Source organism: Stenotrophomonas sp. ESTM1D_MKCIP4_1 (assembly GCF_003086895.1).
Classification (GTDB): domain Bacteria; phylum Pseudomonadota; class Gammaproteobacteria; order Xanthomonadales; family Xanthomonadaceae; genus Stenotrophomonas.
Window position 1 is genome coordinate 2,395,785 of record NZ_CP026004.1, and the last position, 17,274, is coordinate 2,413,058.

At 68.0% G+C, this 17,274-nt stretch carries 12 protein-coding genes; 5 read left to right on the forward strand and 7 right to left on the reverse strand.

Features of this window, described 5'->3' with window-relative positions; all coding sequences use genetic code 11:
* Positions 1 to 371 precede the first annotated feature (371 nt).
* A complete protein-coding gene (locus C1924_RS11045; RefSeq protein WP_108765340.1) occupies positions 372 to 1,349 on the forward strand; it encodes a zinc-binding dehydrogenase in 978 nt (325 codons plus the stop codon).
* Positions 1,350 to 1,426: 77 nt separating this feature from the next.
* Here C1924_RS11045 and betT read toward each other — a convergent pair whose 3' ends face one another.
* The 3 genes from betT to C1924_RS11060 form a co-directional block, all read right to left on the reverse strand.
* Positions 1,427 to 3,406 (reverse strand): choline BCCT transporter BetT, encoded by a 1,980-nt coding sequence (gene betT, locus C1924_RS11050; protein WP_108765341.1) that lies wholly within the window; start codon positions 3,404 to 3,406, stop codon positions 1,427 to 1,429.
* Positions 3,407 to 3,659: 253 nt separating this feature from the next.
* Positions 3,660 to 3,980 (reverse strand): multidrug efflux SMR transporter, encoded by a 321-nt coding sequence (locus C1924_RS11055; protein WP_108765342.1) that lies wholly within the window; start codon positions 3,978 to 3,980, stop codon positions 3,660 to 3,662.
* Positions 3,977 to 4,333, reverse strand: a complete 357-nt coding sequence (locus tag C1924_RS11060) for an SMR family transporter (protein ID WP_108765343.1) — start codon at positions 4,331 to 4,333, stop codon at positions 3,977 to 3,979. The genes C1924_RS11055 and C1924_RS11060 overlap by 4 nt, the downstream gene beginning before the upstream one ends.
* A gap of 147 nt (positions 4,334 to 4,480) precedes the next feature.
* On the opposite strand from C1924_RS11060, the gene C1924_RS11065 reads away from it, so the two are divergent.
* Positions 4,481 to 5,332 carry a LysR family transcriptional regulator gene (locus tag C1924_RS11065; RefSeq protein WP_108765344.1) on the forward strand — a complete coding sequence of 284 codons (852 nt, stop codon included), beginning with the start codon at positions 4,481 to 4,483 and terminating at the stop codon, positions 5,330 to 5,332.
* A gap of 98 nt (positions 5,333 to 5,430) precedes the next feature.
* Here the strand turns inward: C1924_RS11065 and C1924_RS11070 are convergent, their stop codons facing one another.
* Entirely contained in the window at positions 5,431 to 6,351 is a 921-nt protein-coding gene (locus C1924_RS11070) for a M14 family metallocarboxypeptidase (protein ID WP_108765345.1), read from the reverse strand.
* 141 nt (positions 6,352 to 6,492) lie between these two features.
* On the opposite strand from C1924_RS11070, the gene C1924_RS11075 reads away from it, so the two are divergent.
* The 3 genes from C1924_RS11075 to C1924_RS11085 all read left to right on the forward strand — a co-directional run bounded on the left by C1924_RS11075 (position 6,493) and on the right by C1924_RS11085 (position 11,204).
* Complete coding sequence (locus C1924_RS11075; protein ID WP_108765346.1) at positions 6,493 to 8,568, forward strand: TonB-dependent siderophore receptor; 2,076 nt, start codon at positions 6,493 to 6,495, stop codon at positions 8,566 to 8,568.
* A gap of 62 nt (positions 8,569 to 8,630) precedes the next feature.
* A complete protein-coding gene (locus C1924_RS11080; protein WP_254051120.1) occupies positions 8,631 to 10,403 on the forward strand; it encodes a chloride channel protein in 1,773 nt (590 codons plus the stop codon).
* Positions 10,404 to 10,487: 84 nt separating this feature from the next.
* Positions 10,488 to 11,204, forward strand: a complete 717-nt coding sequence (locus C1924_RS11085) for an MgtC/SapB family protein (protein WP_108765348.1) — start codon at positions 10,488 to 10,490, stop codon at positions 11,202 to 11,204.
* A gap of 85 nt (positions 11,205 to 11,289) precedes the next feature.
* On the opposite strand, the gene C1924_RS11090 is transcribed toward C1924_RS11085, so the two are convergent.
* The 3 genes from C1924_RS11090 to C1924_RS11100 form a co-directional block, all read right to left on the reverse strand.
* The gene (locus tag C1924_RS11090; protein WP_108765349.1) at positions 11,290 to 11,592 is read right to left on the reverse strand and encodes a hypothetical protein; all 303 of its coding nucleotides are present in this window, start codon (positions 11,590 to 11,592) and stop codon (positions 11,290 to 11,292) included.
* Positions 11,593 to 11,712: 120 nt separating this feature from the next.
* Entirely contained in the window at positions 11,713 to 12,552 is an 840-nt protein-coding gene (locus C1924_RS11095) for an OmpA family protein (protein ID WP_108765350.1), read from the reverse strand.
* A gap of 62 nt (positions 12,553 to 12,614) precedes the next feature.
* Positions 12,615 to 17,195 (reverse strand): YadA-like family protein, encoded by a 4,581-nt coding sequence (locus C1924_RS11100; protein WP_108765351.1) that lies wholly within the window; start codon positions 17,193 to 17,195, stop codon positions 12,615 to 12,617.
* Between the last annotated feature and the right edge of the window lie 79 nt (positions 17,196 to 17,274).

Genomic DNA, 17,274 nt, shown 5'->3' on the forward strand with positions numbered 1-17,274 from the left:
ACCGGCACACAGGGCGGTCGGGTGGTGTGCCAATGCGCGGGAACGCCAGACCGTCGGCAAGGAGCCTGCGCCTGCGGCCGGTATCCGGGCCGTGGGGGCGATCTGCGTCCGCACGATGGCGGCCGCGTCGACACGGCAAGCCTTCAGGGGCGGGCCGCGGGACGTTTGCTGCATGTCCGGCGGCGGCGGCTGACCGGGAGTGACGGACACAACATAGTGGGGATATCGAATCCCGTCAACACAAGATGCGGTGATGAGGACATTCCGCGACGATCCGTCGCAGGATGCCGTGTTGCACCACCGCCACCTTGTCGACGGCCCTGCCATCCCCCAGTTGGTTACAACCTCCTTTTCAACCGGAAGTCCCCCACATGCGTGCTGCCCAGTACACCGCCTTCGGCGATCCCGCTACCGTCCTTGCCATCGCCGATGTCGCCCTGCCCGAGCCCGGCCCCGGCGAAGTGCGCATCCTTACCACGCTGGCCTCCCTCCACAACCACGACCTGCTGACCGTGCGCGGCCTGTACGGCTACAAGCCGACCCTGCCAGCCATTGGCGGCAGCGAGGCACTGGGTGTGGTCGATGCGCTTGGCGAGGGCGTGCAGGGCCTGCAGGTAGGCCAGCGGGTCGCTGCTGCCTCGGTGCACGCCACCTGGGCGGAAGCGTTCATCGCGCCCGCACGGATGGTGATTCCGATGCCGGAATCGATTCCCGACGAAACCGCCGCGCAGCTGATCGCCATGCCGTTGAGCGCGCTGATGCTGCTCGAATTCCTGCAGGTGGACGCCGGCCAGTGGATCGTGCAGAACACCGCCAATGGTGCGGTGGGCAAGTCGCTGGCGATGCTGGCACGTGCGCGGGGTGTCCACGTGGCCAACCTGGTGCGCAATGCCAAGGCAGTCGCGCAGCTGCAGGCGCTGGGCATCGAGCACGTGTTCGATACCTCGCAGGCCGGCTGGAAGGACCGCGTGCGCGACGCCACGGGTGAAGCCCAGGCGGCAGCAGCCGTCGATTCCATTGGTGGCCAGGCCAGCGCCGATCTGGTCGAGCTGCTGGGCCTGCATGGCACTCTGGTGTCGTTCGGCGTGATGAGTGGCGAGCCGATGCAGATTCCCGCCAGCGGCCTGATCTACAAGGAAGCCACGGTGAAGGGCTTCTGGGGCAGCAAGGTCAGCCAGGCGATGGCCGTGGAAGACAAGCGCCGCCTGGTGGGCGAACTGCTGCAGCGCGCGGCCAGCGGTGAACTCACCCTGCCCGTGGACGGCATCTTCGCGCTGGACGACATCAAGGCGGCGGCAACCGCCAGCGCGCAGTCCGGCCGTGGCGGCAAGGTGCTGCTGCGGGCCTGATCGCCCCGCCGTTTGCCTTCGCTTTCGTAGCGTCGAGCAAGCTCGACGCTACGCCGGGGCGGGCGAGCGCCGGGCCATCACCGGCTCAGGTGCAGGAACTGCAGGTGCCGTTCGTACTGGCTGATGATGTCGTTGATGATCTGCTTGCGGCTGTAGCCCACCAGGTCGTAATCCTGGCTGCCCTCGAACAGATGCACCTCGGCGCGGTAGTAGCGCTGGTTGCGCAGCTGCTGGGCGGCGAACGACGGGGTCAGGTAGCCACTGAGAATCACCCGGTACTGGAAATCCTGCTGCTCGCCGTGGTTGACCGACAGTTCCATGTCGCCCGCGTCCAGGCGCGTGCTCACATCCCAGCCCTGCCCGCGCAGCTGCTCGGCCACCGCCTCCATTGCCGGCTTTACCGTGTCATCCATGAAGCGGTACACCTGGTCACGCACCGGAAAGTGCATGGCCTGGCTCAGACGCTGGCGCCAGCCCTGGTGGTGGCGGTCGTCGCCGATCAGCGGCGACGGCCGGAACTGCTGCGCACGCTCGCGATGCGCTTCATCGCTGAAGGCACGGGTCAGGCCCCACATCATCAGCAGCAGCACCGCCGAGAAGGGCAGCGAGGCCAGCACCACGGCGGACTTCAGCGCATCGATGCTGCCGGCCAGCAACAGACCTGCCGTCAGCACGGCAATCACCGTCCCCCAGAACACGCGCAGCCAGCGCGGACCATCGTCCTCGGGCGCCCCTCCGTGGGAAGACAGTGTGGACAGCACCACCGCGCCCGAATCGGCCGAGGTGACGAAGAAGATGAAGCTGACCAGCACGGTCACTGCGATCACCACCCGGCTCCAGGGGTAACCATCCAGCAGCGCATACAGCACCGTGGGCGGATCATCCACTGCCAGCTGGGCCAACTGCTGCTGGCCGTGGTGCAGCACCTGGTCCAGCGCGCTGTTGCCGAAGATCGACAGCCAAGCCAAGGTGAAACCCAGCGGAATGAGCAGCACGCCGAACACGAATTCGCGGATGGTTCGGCCACGCGAGATGCGCGCGATGAACAGGCCCACGAAGGGCGCCCAGCCGATCCACCAGGCCCAGTAGAACACCGTCCAGCCGCCCAGCCATTCCGGCCGGCCGCCATAGGCATACACATCGAAACTCTTGCCGACCACGCTGCCCAGGTAATCCCCCAGGTTCTGCATGAGCGTGCTGAGCAGGTACTGGGTCGGGCCGGCGCACAGCATGAACAGCACCAGCGCAATGGCCAGCAGCATGTTGATGTTGGCCATCCAGCGCACGCCTTTTTCCACCCCCGACACCGCCACCGCGACGGCGGCCCCCATCATGCTGGCGACCAGGATGATCTGCACCAGGTTGGAGTGCGGCACGTTGAACAGGTGGGTCAGGCCCGCGTTGAGGTGCAGCACGCCGAAGCCCATGTCGGCGCCGATGCCGAATACCGTGGCAACGATGCCCAGTGCGTCCACCGTGTAGCCGATGGGACCGTTGATGCGTTTGCCGATGAGCGGGTACAGCGCCGAACGCAACGCCAGTGGCAGGTTGTGCCGGTAGGCGAAGTAGGCCATGGCCATCGCCGCCAGCGCGAACACGCCCCAGCCATGCAGGCCCCAATGCAGGAACAGCAGCTGCATGGCCTGGCGCGCGCCGGCCTCGCCCGCGGCCGCATCGCCCTGCGGCGGCTGCAGGTAATGGGTGAGCGGTTCGGACACGCAGAAGAAGAACAGGGTGATGCTGATACCAGCAGCGAACAGCATGCCGGCCCACGACAGATAGCTGAACTCCGGCTCGTCGTGGTCCGCACCGAGCTTGATGCCACCGTACCGGGACAGGGCCACGCCGACCACGAACACCAGGTACAGCGTCATGGCCAGCAGGTAGTACCAGCCCACGTTGAGCGCGGCCCAGTCCTGCGCCTTGACCAGCAGGCGGCCGGCGCCCAGCGGGAACAGGCTGACGAACAGTGCGAAGGCAACGACAACGATCGCCGCGAAGGCGAAGACGGGCCGCAGGGTGCGCACCGGGGTGGGTTGAGGCTCCAGTGCTTCCATCGGCAGCCATCTCCGGTTGAACAGGATTAGCCGACCGAGTCTGCGTGAACGGCGGTGGACGCACGATGAAGTGCGGCGTTGCGATGACAGCCGGGGGACAGCTGTTGCGTGCTAGGCCGCAGATCTGCCGGCCAGCGGCCGGCACTACCAGCACCCCGCCGTGGTAATGCCTGCCGCTGGCCGGCAGACGTATCAGACCGTGGTAGAGCCGGCCGCTGGCCGGCAACCTCATTGCCGCCGGCCGGCAGACATGTCAGGCCGTGCTGAGCAGCAGAACCGCCGCCGTCACCAGCGCAATACCCACCCAACCGATCGGGCGCAGGCGATTGCCGAACAACAGGCGCCCGCACGTGGCGGTACCGATCACGCCAATGGCGCCCCACAGCGCATAGGCCGTGGCCAGGTCGATATGGCGCACGGCCTGGCCCAGCAGGGCGAAGGCCACCCACACCAGTACAACGGCACCGACGCCCCAGCGCCAGCGGAGGAAGCCGTCGGACTTGGCCACCATCATGTTGGCAGCCACGTCGAACAGGGCCGAACAGATCACGAAAAACAGCGCCATCATGTTCATCCGTGCGCCTCCCCAAGGGTGACGCAGACGATACCGGCCACCGCCAGCAGCAACCCGGCGAGCTGCTGCAGCGAGAGGTGCTCACCGAACACCCACACATCCACCACGGTCAGCAGGGTCAGGCCCAGGCCCTCCCATACCGCGTATGCCACACCTACGGCGATGCGGCGCACCGACAGGGCAAGAAAGTAATAGGACAGCGCCAGCGCAGCGGCCATTACCGCGTAGCCGAACCAGCCGCCAGCGCGGGCGGCATGCGCCATGAACGAGGTGCCGACCACTTCGGCAACGATGGCCACGGTCAGGCAGGCCCAAGCGACCAGCGCGCCTGGGGTGGGAACAGTGCGGAACATGGATGACTCCTTGTGGCCGTGCCGGGCCGGGTAGATCCACGCCATGCGTGGATGAGCGCCCCTTGTCGGGACGATGGGCACGGGTGCAGTATTATCGGCGAATGCGTTGGACCCAAGATGGAACCCATCGACAGGAGCGATGGATGGATGCCCTACTCGCCTGAATCCCTGCAGGCCTTCGTCGAGGCCGCAGCGCTCGGCTCATTCTCGGCCGCGGCGCGCCGCCTGCGCAAAACCCAGTCCACGGTCAGCACTGCCATTGCCCATCTGGAGGCCGACCTGGGCGTGGCCCTGTTCGACCGCAGCGGCCGCTACCCGCAGCTGACTGCAGCCGGGCGCGAAGTGCTTGGCCACGCGCAGGAAATCCTGGCCGCCGACCAGCGGCTGCAGCAGCTGAGCGTGCGCCTGACGGCACCGGTGGAACCACAGCTGACCGTGGTGTTTTCCGATGTGTACCAGCTCGACCCGGCCCAGCGCGTGCTGCAGCGGTTTGCCGAGGCATTCCCGGATGTGACCCTGGAATGGCTGGATGCCGAAGGCCGCGACGTGCTGGAGATCGTGGCCAGCGGCCGTGCCCATCTGGGCCTGCTGCCGCGCCAGGACCACTACCCCGATGCGGTGCGGGTACAGCCGTTGGCCCACTACAGCGAACTGTGCGTGTTCATCGCGCCCGAACACCCGCTGGCGCAGGCGGGCAGACGCGCCGCCGCGCAGTTGGCGCGGCACCGGCAGGTCCGCTTGAGTGCCCAGGCCGACCATGAGCGCGCCGCTGCCGGCCGGGTGTGGACCGCGTCGGACTACCTGATGGTGATGGAGATGGCCGAGGACGGCATTGGCTGGGCAGAACTGCCCAAGGCACTGGTGCAGCGTTACGACCGCGGGCGTCTGCTGGAGCTGCGCCTGCCCGGTTGGCCGCGGCGTATCCATAGTGATCTGGTGTGGCGACGCGACAGCACGCCGGGCCCGGTCGCGCAATGGTGGGCCGAGGCGCTGGGGTGACAACGCGCTGGTCGCGGGCAACGCGCATCTGCCGGCCAGCGGCCAGCATTACCGGCCTCAGGCACTGCGCGTTTGCCGGCCAGCGGCCGGCACTACCATCACGGGTGGGCCAGCGCGTACTCCAGCGCCGAGCGCACTGCCGCGACCTGGGCGTCGTTGCACTGCTCCGGCGTCGCGCGCGGGCTGTCCGGGTAGACCTCGGTGGTGGTGGTGTACTTCGCACCCGTAATGCCTGCGCACAGCGCCAGCTTGACCAGCGGGTATTCGATGACGCCGTGCGCCACCACCGGTGAGCCGATGATTTCGTTCTTCTCATCGGCCGGCGCGATATGGGTCACCTGCTTCACCGCAGCGATCACCGCCTGCTGGAATGCCGGCTGCGGGTTCCCGCTGTCATCCACCAGATAGAAACCATCGGGAATCAGGCCCGGCTCGAACGGCTTGCCATCGCGGGCGGCCAGCGCCGGGCGGAACTCGCTTTCGTCGCTGTCGGTGGTCTCGTGCAGATCGATATGCAGCACGAACTGGCCCTGGTACGGGGCGATCAGCTCGATGACCGCGGTCGATTCGCGGGCCGGGCCATCGGCGCGGAAGTTGCGGTTCGGGTCGATGGCATCGTAGTTCCAGCGGTTGATGCGCTCGAAGCCCCACGGGTTCACGCACGGGGCCACCAGCAGGTTGGCCTTGCCGGCGTAGTCGGCCGCGTGCTGTTCCAGGAAATCCAGCGCACCCATCACGCCGCTGGTCTCATAGCCGTGCACGCCGCCGGTGACCAGCGCCGCCGGCAGGGCCGGGTTCCAGTCACGGCTGCGCAGGGCGTACAGGGTGTAGGTTTCGCCGGCATAGTCGAGCTGGCCATAGGCCACCTTGTCAAAACGATCCGCCAGCGCTTCGATGCGCGGCAGCACTTCTTCGTCATAACGACGCAGGCGCGCCTGGCGGCTCCGCCACTGCTCCCGTTCCGCCGTGCCCCACGGCTGGCCAGGAGTTCCGACGGGATAGAAAGCGGCAGTGGACATGGCAGTTCTCGGTATTCAGGGAGCAATCGCCCACTTTAGCACCGGGCCCCACCCCGTTCACCGCAACCCTCCAAAGGTGCATTCCATTGGCGAATGGAATCAGCAATAATTCTCATTTACTACCCTTCCGCGCCCGCCTCCATGTCCGTCTCCGTCCTGTTCCCGGCCCGCCTGCCCCTGGCTGCCGCCCTCACCCTGTGCCTGTCGGCCACCGCCTTCGCCCAGGAAAGCGCCACTACCCTGGACAGCGTCCAGGTGTCCGGCAACTGGCTCGGCACCGGCCTGCATGACAGCGTGAAAAACTTCGCAGGCGCGCGCACGGTGGTCGACCGCCAGCGTATCGACGCCAGCGGCGCGGCCAGCATCGGCGATGCCATGCGCCGCATTCCCGGCGTGCAGGTCACCGACAATTCCGGCACGGCCGGCAGCTCGGTGTCGCTCAACATCGGCGTGCGTGGCCTGACCGGCCGCTACTCGCCGCGTTCGACGGTCCTGCTGGATGGCGTGCCGCTGGCGGTCGCGCCGTATGGCCAGCCGCAGTTGTCGTTCGCCCCGACCAGCCTGTCCAACATCGAGTCGATCGACGTGGTGCGCGGCGGTGGCGCGGTGCGCTACGGGCCGCAGAACGTCGGCGGCATCATCAATTTCAGCACCCGCGCCATTCCCACCGAAGCCGGCCTGCACGGCGAGGCCGGTGTGCGCTACACCGCCTACGACCACGGTGGCGGCGACAGCACCCAATACAACGCCTTCCTCGGCGGTACCGGCGACAACGGCCTGGGCGTGGCCCTGCTGTACTCGGGCCAGGACGGCCGCGGCTGGCGCCAGGGCAGCGACGACCGCTTCGACGATCTGGCCCTCAAGTTCGCCTATGCCATCGACGATCAGCAGGCGCTGCGTGCCAAGCTGTCCTACTACGATGTGCGCTCGCTGACGCCCGGCGGCCTGACCCGTGCCCAGTACGAGGCCGATCCGTTCCAGAACACCCGCCCCGCCGATTTCTGGAAGGGCCACCGCACCGGCATCGACCTGGGCTACACCAACACGCTGTCGGCCAACAGCGAATTCGAGGTGCTGGCGTATTACAACGAAAGCAACCGCGCCAGCTCGCTCATCAATGCCGCCAACACCCAGCTGACCGTGCAACCGCGCGACTACCGCGTGCTGGGCATCGAGCCGCGCTACACCCAGCGCCTGCACTGGGGCAGCACCGTGCACGACATCACCGCCGGCTACCGCTTCCTGCGCGAGCGCGGCAACGACCGCAGCTACACCGTGGTCCGCCGCACCGGCGTGGAAAGCGCCATCACCCGTTTCGACAATGCCACCGATGCGCATTCGTTCTACGTGGATGACCGCATCGCCGTCGGCCAGTGGCGCATCACCCCGGGCGTGCGCATGGAATGGATCTACATGGATCGCCGCCAGGCGGGCGGCGCTGCCACGTTCAGCAGCCGCAACGACAAGGCGCTGCCGTCCCTCAACATCGCCTACCTGCTGACCCCGCAGCTGACCGTGTTCGGCAACTACACCACCTCGTTCGGGCCGGTGCAGAACATCCAGCTGAACTCGCAGACCGCCAGCAACCCGCTCAATCCTGAAGTGGCCAAGACCGCCGAGCTGGGCGCGCGTTGGCAGGATGGTGCCCTGCGCGCGGAAGTCACCGTGTTCAAGATGCGCTTCGACAACCAGATCCTGCAGGTGCCGGGCATCACCCCGCCGACCTTCCAGAACATCGGCGCCACCGACCACAAGGGCGTTGAAAGCGCACTGGAATACCGGTTCGCCGAAGACAGCGCGCTGGCCGGGCTGGAGCTGTACGCCAACTACACCTGGACCAAGGCGATCCAGCAATCCGGCGACAACCGCGGCCTGGATGTGCCGTTCTACTCGCGCGACACCGACAGCGTCGGCGCCCGTTACAGCGTTGCCCGCTGGACGTTCAACGTGTCCAGCACGCATCAGAGCGGCCAGTTCTCCGATGCCGCCAACACCTGGGCCGAGAGCGCCGATGCGCGCGTGGGCCGGGTGCCGGGCGTGCGGCTGCTGAACGCGCAGGTTGCGTGGCAGGTGCCGGGGCTGGGTGACAGCGAGCTTGCCGTGGGCGTGAACAACCTGGCTGACAAGCGCTGGTACACCCGCAACGTCGACGGCAATGCCGGGCGCATGGTGGCTGCACCGCGCACGTTCTACGTGCAGGGCCGCTACCGCTTCTAAGGCCGTAAACGCCCGATGCGGTGAGGGCAGCGATCACGGTGGCGGCGTATCATGCCGCCACCATGTCCTCCCACGCTCCGCCATCACGCCTGCACTTGGCGTTCCAGGGCCTGCGCCTGCGCCTGCGCGGCAGCGACCTGTGGTTCATTGCGCTGGCACTGGTGGTCGGCCTGATCGCAGGCGGCCTGACCCTGCTGCAATCGGGCATCGCGCGCTGGCTGCAGGCCGCGCTGTACGGCATGGACGAAGGCATGCGCCTGAGCTCCCTGCCCGCCCTGCCGTGGACCGCATTGCTGGTGCTGCCGCTGGGCGGCCTGCTGGTGGGCCTGGTCGCACTGGCCGCCACCCGGCTCAAGCGCCCGCTGCTGGATGCCGTGGAAGCCAATGCCCTGCACGGCGGCCGCATGTCGATGCGTGACAACCTGATCGTGCTCACCCAGACCCTCATTTCCAACGGCTGCGGCGCCTCGGTCGGTCTGGAAGCGTCGTACACGCAGATGGGTGCCGGCAGTGGCTCGCAGCTGGGCCGGGTGATGCGCCTGCGCCGCAATGACGTTCGCATCCTGGTCGGTGCCGGCGCGGCCGGTGCCATCGCCGCCGCCTTCGGTGCACCGCTGGCCGGTGCCTTCTACGCCTTCGAGATCGTCATTGGTGCCTACACGCCTGCGGCACTGGCCCCGGTCGCCGTCGCTGCACTGGCCGGTGCCTTCGTGGCCGACCAGGCCGGCATTGATGCCTACCTGCTGCCGGCCGCCTCGACCATCGATGTGCGCGCGGCCGACTACGCCATCTACGGCCTGCTCGGCTGCTGCTGCGCGATGGTAGGCATCCTGGTGATGCGCCTGATCGCCTCGATCGAGGGCACGGTCAAGCGCAGCCCCCTGCCGCTGTGGGGCCGACCGGTGCTGGGCGGACTGCTGCTGATTCCGCTGGCGATGGCCAGCCCGCAGGTGCTGTCCTCCGGCCATGGCGCCCTGCACCTGGACCTCACCACCCACCTGCCGCTGATCTGGATCGGCGCGCTGCTCACCCTCAAGTGCCTGGCGTCGGGCATCTCGCTGGGCTTTGGTTTCCGTGGCGGCCTGTTCTTCGCCTCGCTGTTCATGGGCACGCTGGTGGGGGCGCTGTTTGCCGGCCTGCTGGCGATGGCCACCGGCGTGCCGGTCATCGATGCCACCTCGGCCGCGCTGGCCGGCATGGCCGCACTGGCCGCTGCCGTGGTTGGCGCGCCGATGACCATGGCCATGCTGGTGCTGGAAGGCACCCACGATTTCCTGCTGACCAGCGTGGTGATGAGTGCGGTGCTGGTCTCCAGCACACTGGTGCGGCAGTGGTTCGGCTATTCGTTCTCGACCTGGCGCATGCACCTGCGTGGCGAAACCATCAAGAGCGCGCGCGATGTGGGCTGGGTGCAGAACCTGAGCGCCGGCCGGATGATGCGCACGGGCGTGGCCACCGCCCACGCCGATCTGGATGCGGCATCGTTCCGCCAGCGCTTCCCGCTGGGCTCTGGCAGCCGGGTGATCCTGGTGGACGGCCAGGACCAGTACGCCGGCATCGTGCAGATTCCGCGCCTGTTCGGCGATGGCGTGAAGGCGGACGCCGTGGTCGGCGATTTCGCCGAGAACCGCGATGTCGCCCTGTCGGCCAACGCCAACGTGGTGGATGTGATGCAGCGCTTCGACCAGACCCAGTCTGACGAACTGGCGGTGGTGGGCAGCACGGGCCACGTGCTGGGGGTGGTTTCCGAAGCGTTCGTGCGCAAGCGCTATGCCGAGGAACTGGACAAGCGCCAGCGCGAGTTGATGGGCGAACGCGTCGAAGACAGCGACTGAACCCCAAATGGGGACGGACGGAATCAAGGCGTCATCCACGCATGGCGTGGATCTACTGTCACTTGGGAGGGGTAGACTCCGGCCATGCGCTTCATCGACACCTTCCAGCCCGGTCCCTTCGCCGACACCGCGGTCAGTCTGTTGGCGGCTTTTCTGCTCGGCACGCTGATCGGCGCCGAGCGCCAGTACCGGCAGCGCACTGCCGGTCTGCGCACCAACGTTCTGGTGGCGGTGGGCGCGGCGGCCTTCGTCGACCTGGCCATGCGCATCGCTGGCAGCGTTGAAGCGGTTCGGGTGATTTCCTATGTCGTTTCCGGCGTGGGCTTCCTCGGCGCTGGCGTCATCATGAAGGAAGGCATGAACGTGCGCGGACTGAACACGGCCGCCACCCTGTGGTGCTCGGCGGCAGTGGGCAGCTGCACGGGGGCGGACATGCTGGCCGAGGGCGTGCTGCTGGCGGTGCTGGTGATTGCCGGCAACACCCTGTTGCGGCCGCTGGTGAACGCCATCAACCGCATCCCGATCAACGAAACCGCCACCGAGGCGACTTACGAGGTGCGCCTGAGCGTGGACGCCGAGGCTGTGCCGCGGGTGCGCGAGCGCCTGGTCGATACGCTCGAAGCGGCCCAGTACCCGGTGGGTGACGTGCAGCTGGTCGAGCATGCCGACGCCCCGACCGATGTGATCGCCGTGCTGGTCAGCACCGCGGTCAGCGCCGAGGAGCTGGACCTGGTGCTGGCGCGCATGGAACAGGTGCCCGGCGTACTGCACGCCACCTGGGAAATCAGCACACGCGACTGAAGCAGGGGACGGAGGGAATCATCCAACGGGGTTAATCCAACGGGGTCAGAGCCCTTTCCTGCGGAAAGGGATCCGACCCCGGCAACTACAGCGCTTCGCCCGCGTCGGCCAGGCGCGATTCGATCAAGGCATACCACTGCTGCAAGGTATCGATCAGCATGTCCAGCTCGGCATCAGCGCGTTGCGCGCGGCCGCTGCGCAGGCAGGCCTGCGCGTCCTGCAGCTGGGTCAGGAACCCGGCCACGGTGTCGGCCTGCAGGATCAGGCCGGGAAGGCGCCGGCCGGGAAGACGCACCACCGAATGGTTGCCGAGCTGGCCATACACACTGACTGTGGTTTCCGTCTTCATGGACAAGGGCAGGAATTGGGCATTCATTGCGTGCACCATGGAAAGACCTGGCCCGCCGGCAAGCGTGGGTGACGGGGGAGACGCACCCACGCCGACCGGCGGATCAGGGGGGAAACACCAAGGAGAGCGCACGGCTGCCGGCGCTACCGGCAGCGGCGATCAGTCGCGCCGGGCGGTGCCGGCAATCTGCACGCGGCGGTTCGGGGCCAGGCAGGCGATGAGTTCGCGCTGGCTGCGCTGCGTGCACTCCACCAGCGGGTCGGCGGCGCCGCGTCCTTCCGCGCTGATGGTCTGTGCAGGTACCCCGCCCTGCACCAGCGCCACCCGCACCGACTCGGCACGCCGCTGCGACAGCCGCTGGTTGTAGTCGGCGCCGCCGATTCGATCGGTGTAGCCGACCACCTGGATCGACTGCACCTGGCTGGCTTCACGCACCTGGGCAAGCACGCCCTGCACTGCTGCGTGGCCTTCCTGGCTGAGTACGTCGCTGTCGAAGCCGAACAACGCATCGGCGGACAAGCGCAGCGGCTGCGCGGGCAGCGGCGCGGGTGCTGCGGCAACCGGTGGTGGCGGCGGTGGATCAAGCACGGCCGCGCAGGCCTGCGGCTTCCAGTGGCCGGCCTGGGCGATGCCCTTGCCGTCGAATTCCACCTGGAACTGGCAGGTGAAGTATTCCGCGCCCTGTGCGGTGCGGAAGTTGAACAGGTAATTCCACTTGCGCACGCCCCACATGCCTTCGTTGAAATGCGGCGTGCCCAGCAGCGAATACAGCTGGCGCTTGCTCATGCCCGGGGCGAAGCGACGCAGGTCGGCCACGTCGGGGTAGATGCCTTCCTTCAGCGATGCCTTGCTGGCCTCCGGGAAGCTGACCAGCGTATCGGCGGCCGCTGCATCGGCTGCAGGGGCGGTGCTGCGGCAACCGGCGAGCAGGCCGGCCGCCAGGACCAGGATGAGCGACGCGGCGAACGAGCCGGGGCGCGATGGATGATGGAACGTCATTGGGATTCCCCCTGTCGGTGCGGTGGGCTGGGCCGGGCTGTGCTGCAGCCCGGCCCGGACACTTACCACTGGATGCCTGCGCCGACGGCAACGCCGGCTTCGCCACGGGTGTTGGTGGAGCCGCTGAACTTGTAGATCCAGCGACCGCCTTCGGAGACACCGGAAATACCCAGCGCCATGCCCGACTCGCCGTTGTAGCTGCCCGCAGCGAACGAGGCCATGCTGCGCCCGGCCTCGCTGGGCTGCGGCAGCGCCGCAGTGGCCATGGCCGAAGCGATACCGGCCGACGCGCGGTTGTCGGTCTTGCGCAGTTCGCGCTCGAAGCCGCCCATGCGTTCGTCGGTGTAGGCCTTGGACCAGTCCAGGGTCTGCGCCATGCCGGCACGCAGCTGGTCGACGTTGACCGCATCGGTACCGGCGGTGCCCGCTGCGACGTTGCGCACCGTGGTCGGCCCGCTGCTGGTGGTGCCGAGGGTGACGCTGTTGTAGTTGGTATCCCCATTGGTGGTGGTGTCGTAACGCAGCGTGCCCTGCTGCGAGGCCTGCAGCTGGCGCACGTTCACCGCGTCGGTGGCCTGGGTGCCATCGGCCACGTTCACCACCTGGCGTTCGGCACCGGCTGCGCCCACCGACACCGTGTTGGCCCGGTTGGCGACCGAGCCGGCGCCCAGGGCCACCGAGTTGTCGGCCTGCGCCTGCGCGCCATTGCCCAGTGCGGTCGAGTTGGCACCCGAGGCGGTGGAACCGGCGCCGCCGGCAGCGGAGTTGGCACCGGTCGCGGCCGGATCGGCCAGGTTGTTGCTGTTGTTGGCGCGGAAGCTGCCGGCCACGTTGGTGATGTTCTGGATCTTCTGGTCGGTGTAGGCCTTGGACTGGTCGATGGCGTAGTTCACGCCGTTGTTCAACTGGCCCACGTTGGTGGCGTCGTGGTCATCGGAACCATCGGCCACGTTGGTGATCTTGCGCTCGGCGCCGCTGCTGCCCACGGACACCTCACCGGCCGAACTGCTGGCCCCGGCCTCGCCGTAAGCCGCGGTGTAGCCGGTCTGTGCGCCCACGCTGGCCACCGAACCGCTGCCCAGCGCCACGCTGTTGTCGGCGCTGGCGCTGGCACCGTTGCCCACCGCGACGCTGGACGCGCCGGACGCGCTGGCCTGCGGCCCCACGGCCACCGCCTCGGTGCCGGTGGCGGTGGCCGCTCCGGCTGCGGAATTGACCGCCAGGTAGGGGCTGCTGCTGCCATTGAGGATGCGCTGGTTGAGCATGCGCAGCGAGCCATCGACGGCCGAGAATGCCGCGGTGACGTTGCTGTAATCGTTGAGCGTGAGGCTGCCATCGGTGGCGATGCTGGAGATGCTGAAGGACGGCGCGGTCCACAGCGAGGTGCTGCCGTCGTAGGTCGTGCTGCCGCCGAAGTAGCTGGCCAGGGTGGTATGGGTAGCAAACAGCTGGTCGCCGGTGATGGCGTCGCTGCTGCCGGCCAGGATGCTGCCGGCGGCCACGTTGGTCAGCTTCACCGCCGCGCCGCCACTGCCGCTGAGCGTGACCGAATCCAGCACGGTGCCGCTGCCATCGACGTCATACTTCACCGCGCGCTGGTCCAGTTCATCGGTCTGGTCGGCCACGTTGGCCAGCGAGTTGCTCACCGCATCGAAGGCACTGCCGACGTCGTTGTAGGTGCCTTGGCTGACGGTGCCGTTGGCGGCCACGTTGTTGATGTTGTAGGTAGGCGCGGTGACCACGCCGTTGCCATCCACCGCCGCGCCACCGCCCAGATGGGTGGCCACGGTCTGGTTGGCGGCGAACAGTTGGGCACCGTTGATGGCTTCGCTGCTGAGCGCACTGACCTCACCTGCGCCCAGATTGCGCAGCGTGGTGGCGGTGCCGCCCTGGCCCAGGGTTGCACTGGCGTAATCGATGCTGCCATCGGCGTTGAGGTCGTAACGCAGCGCGCCCGCTTCCGATGCCTGCAGCTGGCCCAGGTTCACCGCATCGGTGGCCTCGGTGGCCGCGGCCACATGGGTGATCTGCCGCTCCGCACCTGCGGCGCCCACCGACACCGTGCTGTCCCGGTCGGCCAGGCTGCCGGCACCCACCGCGATGCTGTTGCTGGCGGTAGCCTGCGCGTTGCTGCCCACGGCGATGGAATCGATGCCGATGGCCACGGCCTCGACACCGGTGGAGTTCACCCGCAGGTACTTGGTGCCGCCGTTGCGGATGTCGTTGATCTGCGTATTGAGGTTGACCAGCGATCCATCGACCGCATCGAAGGCGTCGGTGGCGTTCTCGTAGACACCCTGCGCGATGGCGCCGCCATCGGAAATGGTGCTGATCTCGAACAGCGGTGCGGTGAAGGTACCGGTGGCCGCGTCGAAGGCCGTGCGGCCGCCGAAGAAGCGGGCGATCGCATCATTGCTGGTGAACAGCTGGCTGCCGTTGACGGCTTCGCTGCTGGTGGCGCTGACGGCGCCGGCCGCCAGGTTGGCCAGGGTGGTGGTACCGGTACCGTTGCCGAGGGTGACGCGGCGGTAATCCGGATCTCCAAGGGCGTCCAGGTCATAGGTGACGGCCACATCGCCCAGCGCGTCGATCTGGCTGATCGCGCCCTGCAGCTGGGCCACGTTCACCGCATCGGTGCCGGCGCTGCCGGCTGCCAGGTTGGTGATCTGCCGTTCGCCACCGCCGGCGGTACCCACTGAGACTTCACCGGCCGAGACCTGCGGCGTGGTCAGGCCGAACGCGGTGTAGCCTGCCTGCGCACCGCGCAGGGCAGCCGAGCGGTAGCCCAGCGCCACCGAATTGGCCTTGTTGGAGGTCGCCTCGGCGCCGAGCAGGGTCTGCCCGTTGGCCGTGCCGACCGCGCTGTCGCCCACGATCACCGAATGGCCCAGGCGCGCGGCGTAATCGGCAGTGGGCACGCCGGTGGGGTTGGTCGGGTCGTTCAGGCCGGCACCCGGGAAGGCCTCGTTGGCATCGACCCTGGGCAGTTCATGGCGTGCGTTGGCGCCGATCACCACTTCCTTGGAACCGTTGGCGAAGGCACCATCGCCCATCAGCACCTGGTAGTCCTGCGCAGCGTTCACCGCCCAGCAGGAGATGTCGGCCAGACCGATGTCCAGGCACTTCGCCGCCCAGTCCGGCGACTGGCTTGGCAGCAGCAGGCCGAGCAGGCCGCCCGGATTGCCGTTGTTGATGTTGTAGATGTAGCTGTCCGAGGTGACCCCGCCGATGAGGGTCAGGTGCGAACTGCCACCGGTCACCGCACCGCCCAGGCCGTTGAGCGTGGTGCCGACCGGAGTTGCGTTGACCAGCGGAATGCCCAGCACGTTCACCGTCGAATAGGTCTGCATGACGTTGGCCGTGCTGACCTTGAGGTTGCCGTTGGACAGGTAGCCGGTGCCGCCGAACAGGCTGCTGGTGGTCGGGCCGATCAGCGCCCCTACGCCGCCCACCAGGCCGCCCGTGCCCACGATCAGGCCGGCGTTGGGATCGGCCGCAGCGGGTGCCTTCGGGCTGTCCACCGGAATCGACGACGGCTGGGTCAGGCCGAGGCCGCCCAGCGTGTTGCCCAGCAGGCCACCCACCGCACCGCCGAGGTTGCCGACCGTACCATTGAGGTCACCGTTGACCAGGCTGCCGACCGCGCCGCCCACGCCTTCCAGTGCCGAGCCGACACCGGTGAGCAGACCGCCCAGGCCCAGCGAGCTGGTCTGCGCGCCGACCGCCGTGGTCCCTGCCAGTTTCAGGTTGCGGTCGGCGACGATCTCCTCGCCATCCGGGCCGAGCACACGCACCTTGCCTGCCACCGTGCCATCCAGCCCGGCGGTCAGTGCACGATCATCGGTGTCGCCCGGCTGTTCTTCCTTGGCCGGCAGCGCGACCGCTGCCGTCGCACCAACCTGGCCCTGCCCTTCGATGGCATGCCCGGCCAGCGCCAGCTTCGCATCGACCTGGCTGTCGACAGCGGCCTTGAGCCCGGACAGCGGCGCGGCAGGCGTCGCTGCGACGTTGGCGGCGAGCGTCGCCTTGCCATCGAGGTTGGCAACCGGAGTGCCGGCCACGCCCACCTGTGCCGTGGCGCTGGCCGTGGCAGCCACGGCCAGCGGTGCCTGCGGCTGTGCCGACAGCTGCGCGCCCAGCGTGGCGCCGGCATTGACCGGGGTGCTGCCCAGGCCCACCGAGGCGCGCACATCAGCGGCCACCACGGGCGCTGCAACCTGCTGCGGCGACGTGCCCGCGCCGAGCGAAACCTTGACCGTCGCCGGCAGCACATCGCGCACCACCGGCAGACCCGTGGTGCTCAGCTGCAGGCCGATGCGCGCGTCGGTGCTGATGGCCGGGTTGGCCTGTGCCTGGCGTGCTGCTGCCGCCAAAGCCACTTCGGCATCCACCTTCACCGGCATGGTCTGGGTGTACTTGGCCGCCAGCGCCTGCAGATCGCGCAGCGACTGGTTGGTTTCACTGGCGGACGCCGCGCCACTGGCGAGGACGCTGAGCAGGGCCAGGGCCAGTGCGCTTGGCACCAGCAGTTTCGGTTGCGGATCGTGGAGCGTGGTTGCCCCACCCTCGCCGGTGGCCAGTTCCGAGGCCACAACAAGAGCATTGAGCTGGCGGTTCCATACACGCCGGTAAATGCGGTTCATGAGCACTTCCCCCGTTGACGAACGACTTGAAATCCAGTGGGCATGCCGGTTGGCACGTGACTGGTATTTCAGCGGTTCA

Coding starts and splice junctions, on each gene's coding strand:
- C1924_RS11045 (WP_108765340.1), top strand. CDS start 372: ATGCGTGCTGCCCAGTACACCGCCTTCGGCGATCCCGCTACCGTCCTT.
- betT (WP_108765341.1), bottom strand. CDS start 3,406: ATGGAAGCACTGGAGCCTCAACCCACCCCGGTGCGCACCCTGCGGCCC.
- C1924_RS11055 (WP_108765342.1), bottom strand. CDS start 3,980: ATGAACATGATGGCGCTGTTTTTCGTGATCTGTTCGGCCCTGTTCGAC.
- C1924_RS11060 (WP_108765343.1), bottom strand. CDS start 4,333: ATGTTCCGCACTGTTCCCACCCCAGGCGCGCTGGTCGCTTGGGCCTGC.
- C1924_RS11065 (WP_108765344.1), top strand. CDS start 4,481: ATGCCCTACTCGCCTGAATCCCTGCAGGCCTTCGTCGAGGCCGCAGCG.
- C1924_RS11070 (WP_108765345.1), bottom strand. CDS start 6,351: ATGTCCACTGCCGCTTTCTATCCCGTCGGAACTCCTGGCCAGCCGTGG.
- C1924_RS11075 (WP_108765346.1), top strand. CDS start 6,493: ATGTCCGTCTCCGTCCTGTTCCCGGCCCGCCTGCCCCTGGCTGCCGCC.
- C1924_RS11080 (WP_254051120.1), top strand. CDS start 8,631: ATGTCCTCCCACGCTCCGCCATCACGCCTGCACTTGGCGTTCCAGGGC.
- C1924_RS11085 (WP_108765348.1), top strand. CDS start 10,488: ATGCGCTTCATCGACACCTTCCAGCCCGGTCCCTTCGCCGACACCGCG.
- C1924_RS11090 (WP_108765349.1), bottom strand. CDS start 11,592: ATGGTGCACGCAATGAATGCCCAATTCCTGCCCTTGTCCATGAAGACG.
- C1924_RS11095 (WP_108765350.1), bottom strand. CDS start 12,552: ATGACGTTCCATCATCCATCGCGCCCCGGCTCGTTCGCCGCGTCGCTC.
- C1924_RS11100 (WP_108765351.1), bottom strand. CDS start 17,195: ATGAACCGCATTTACCGGCGTGTATGGAACCGCCAGCTCAATGCTCTT.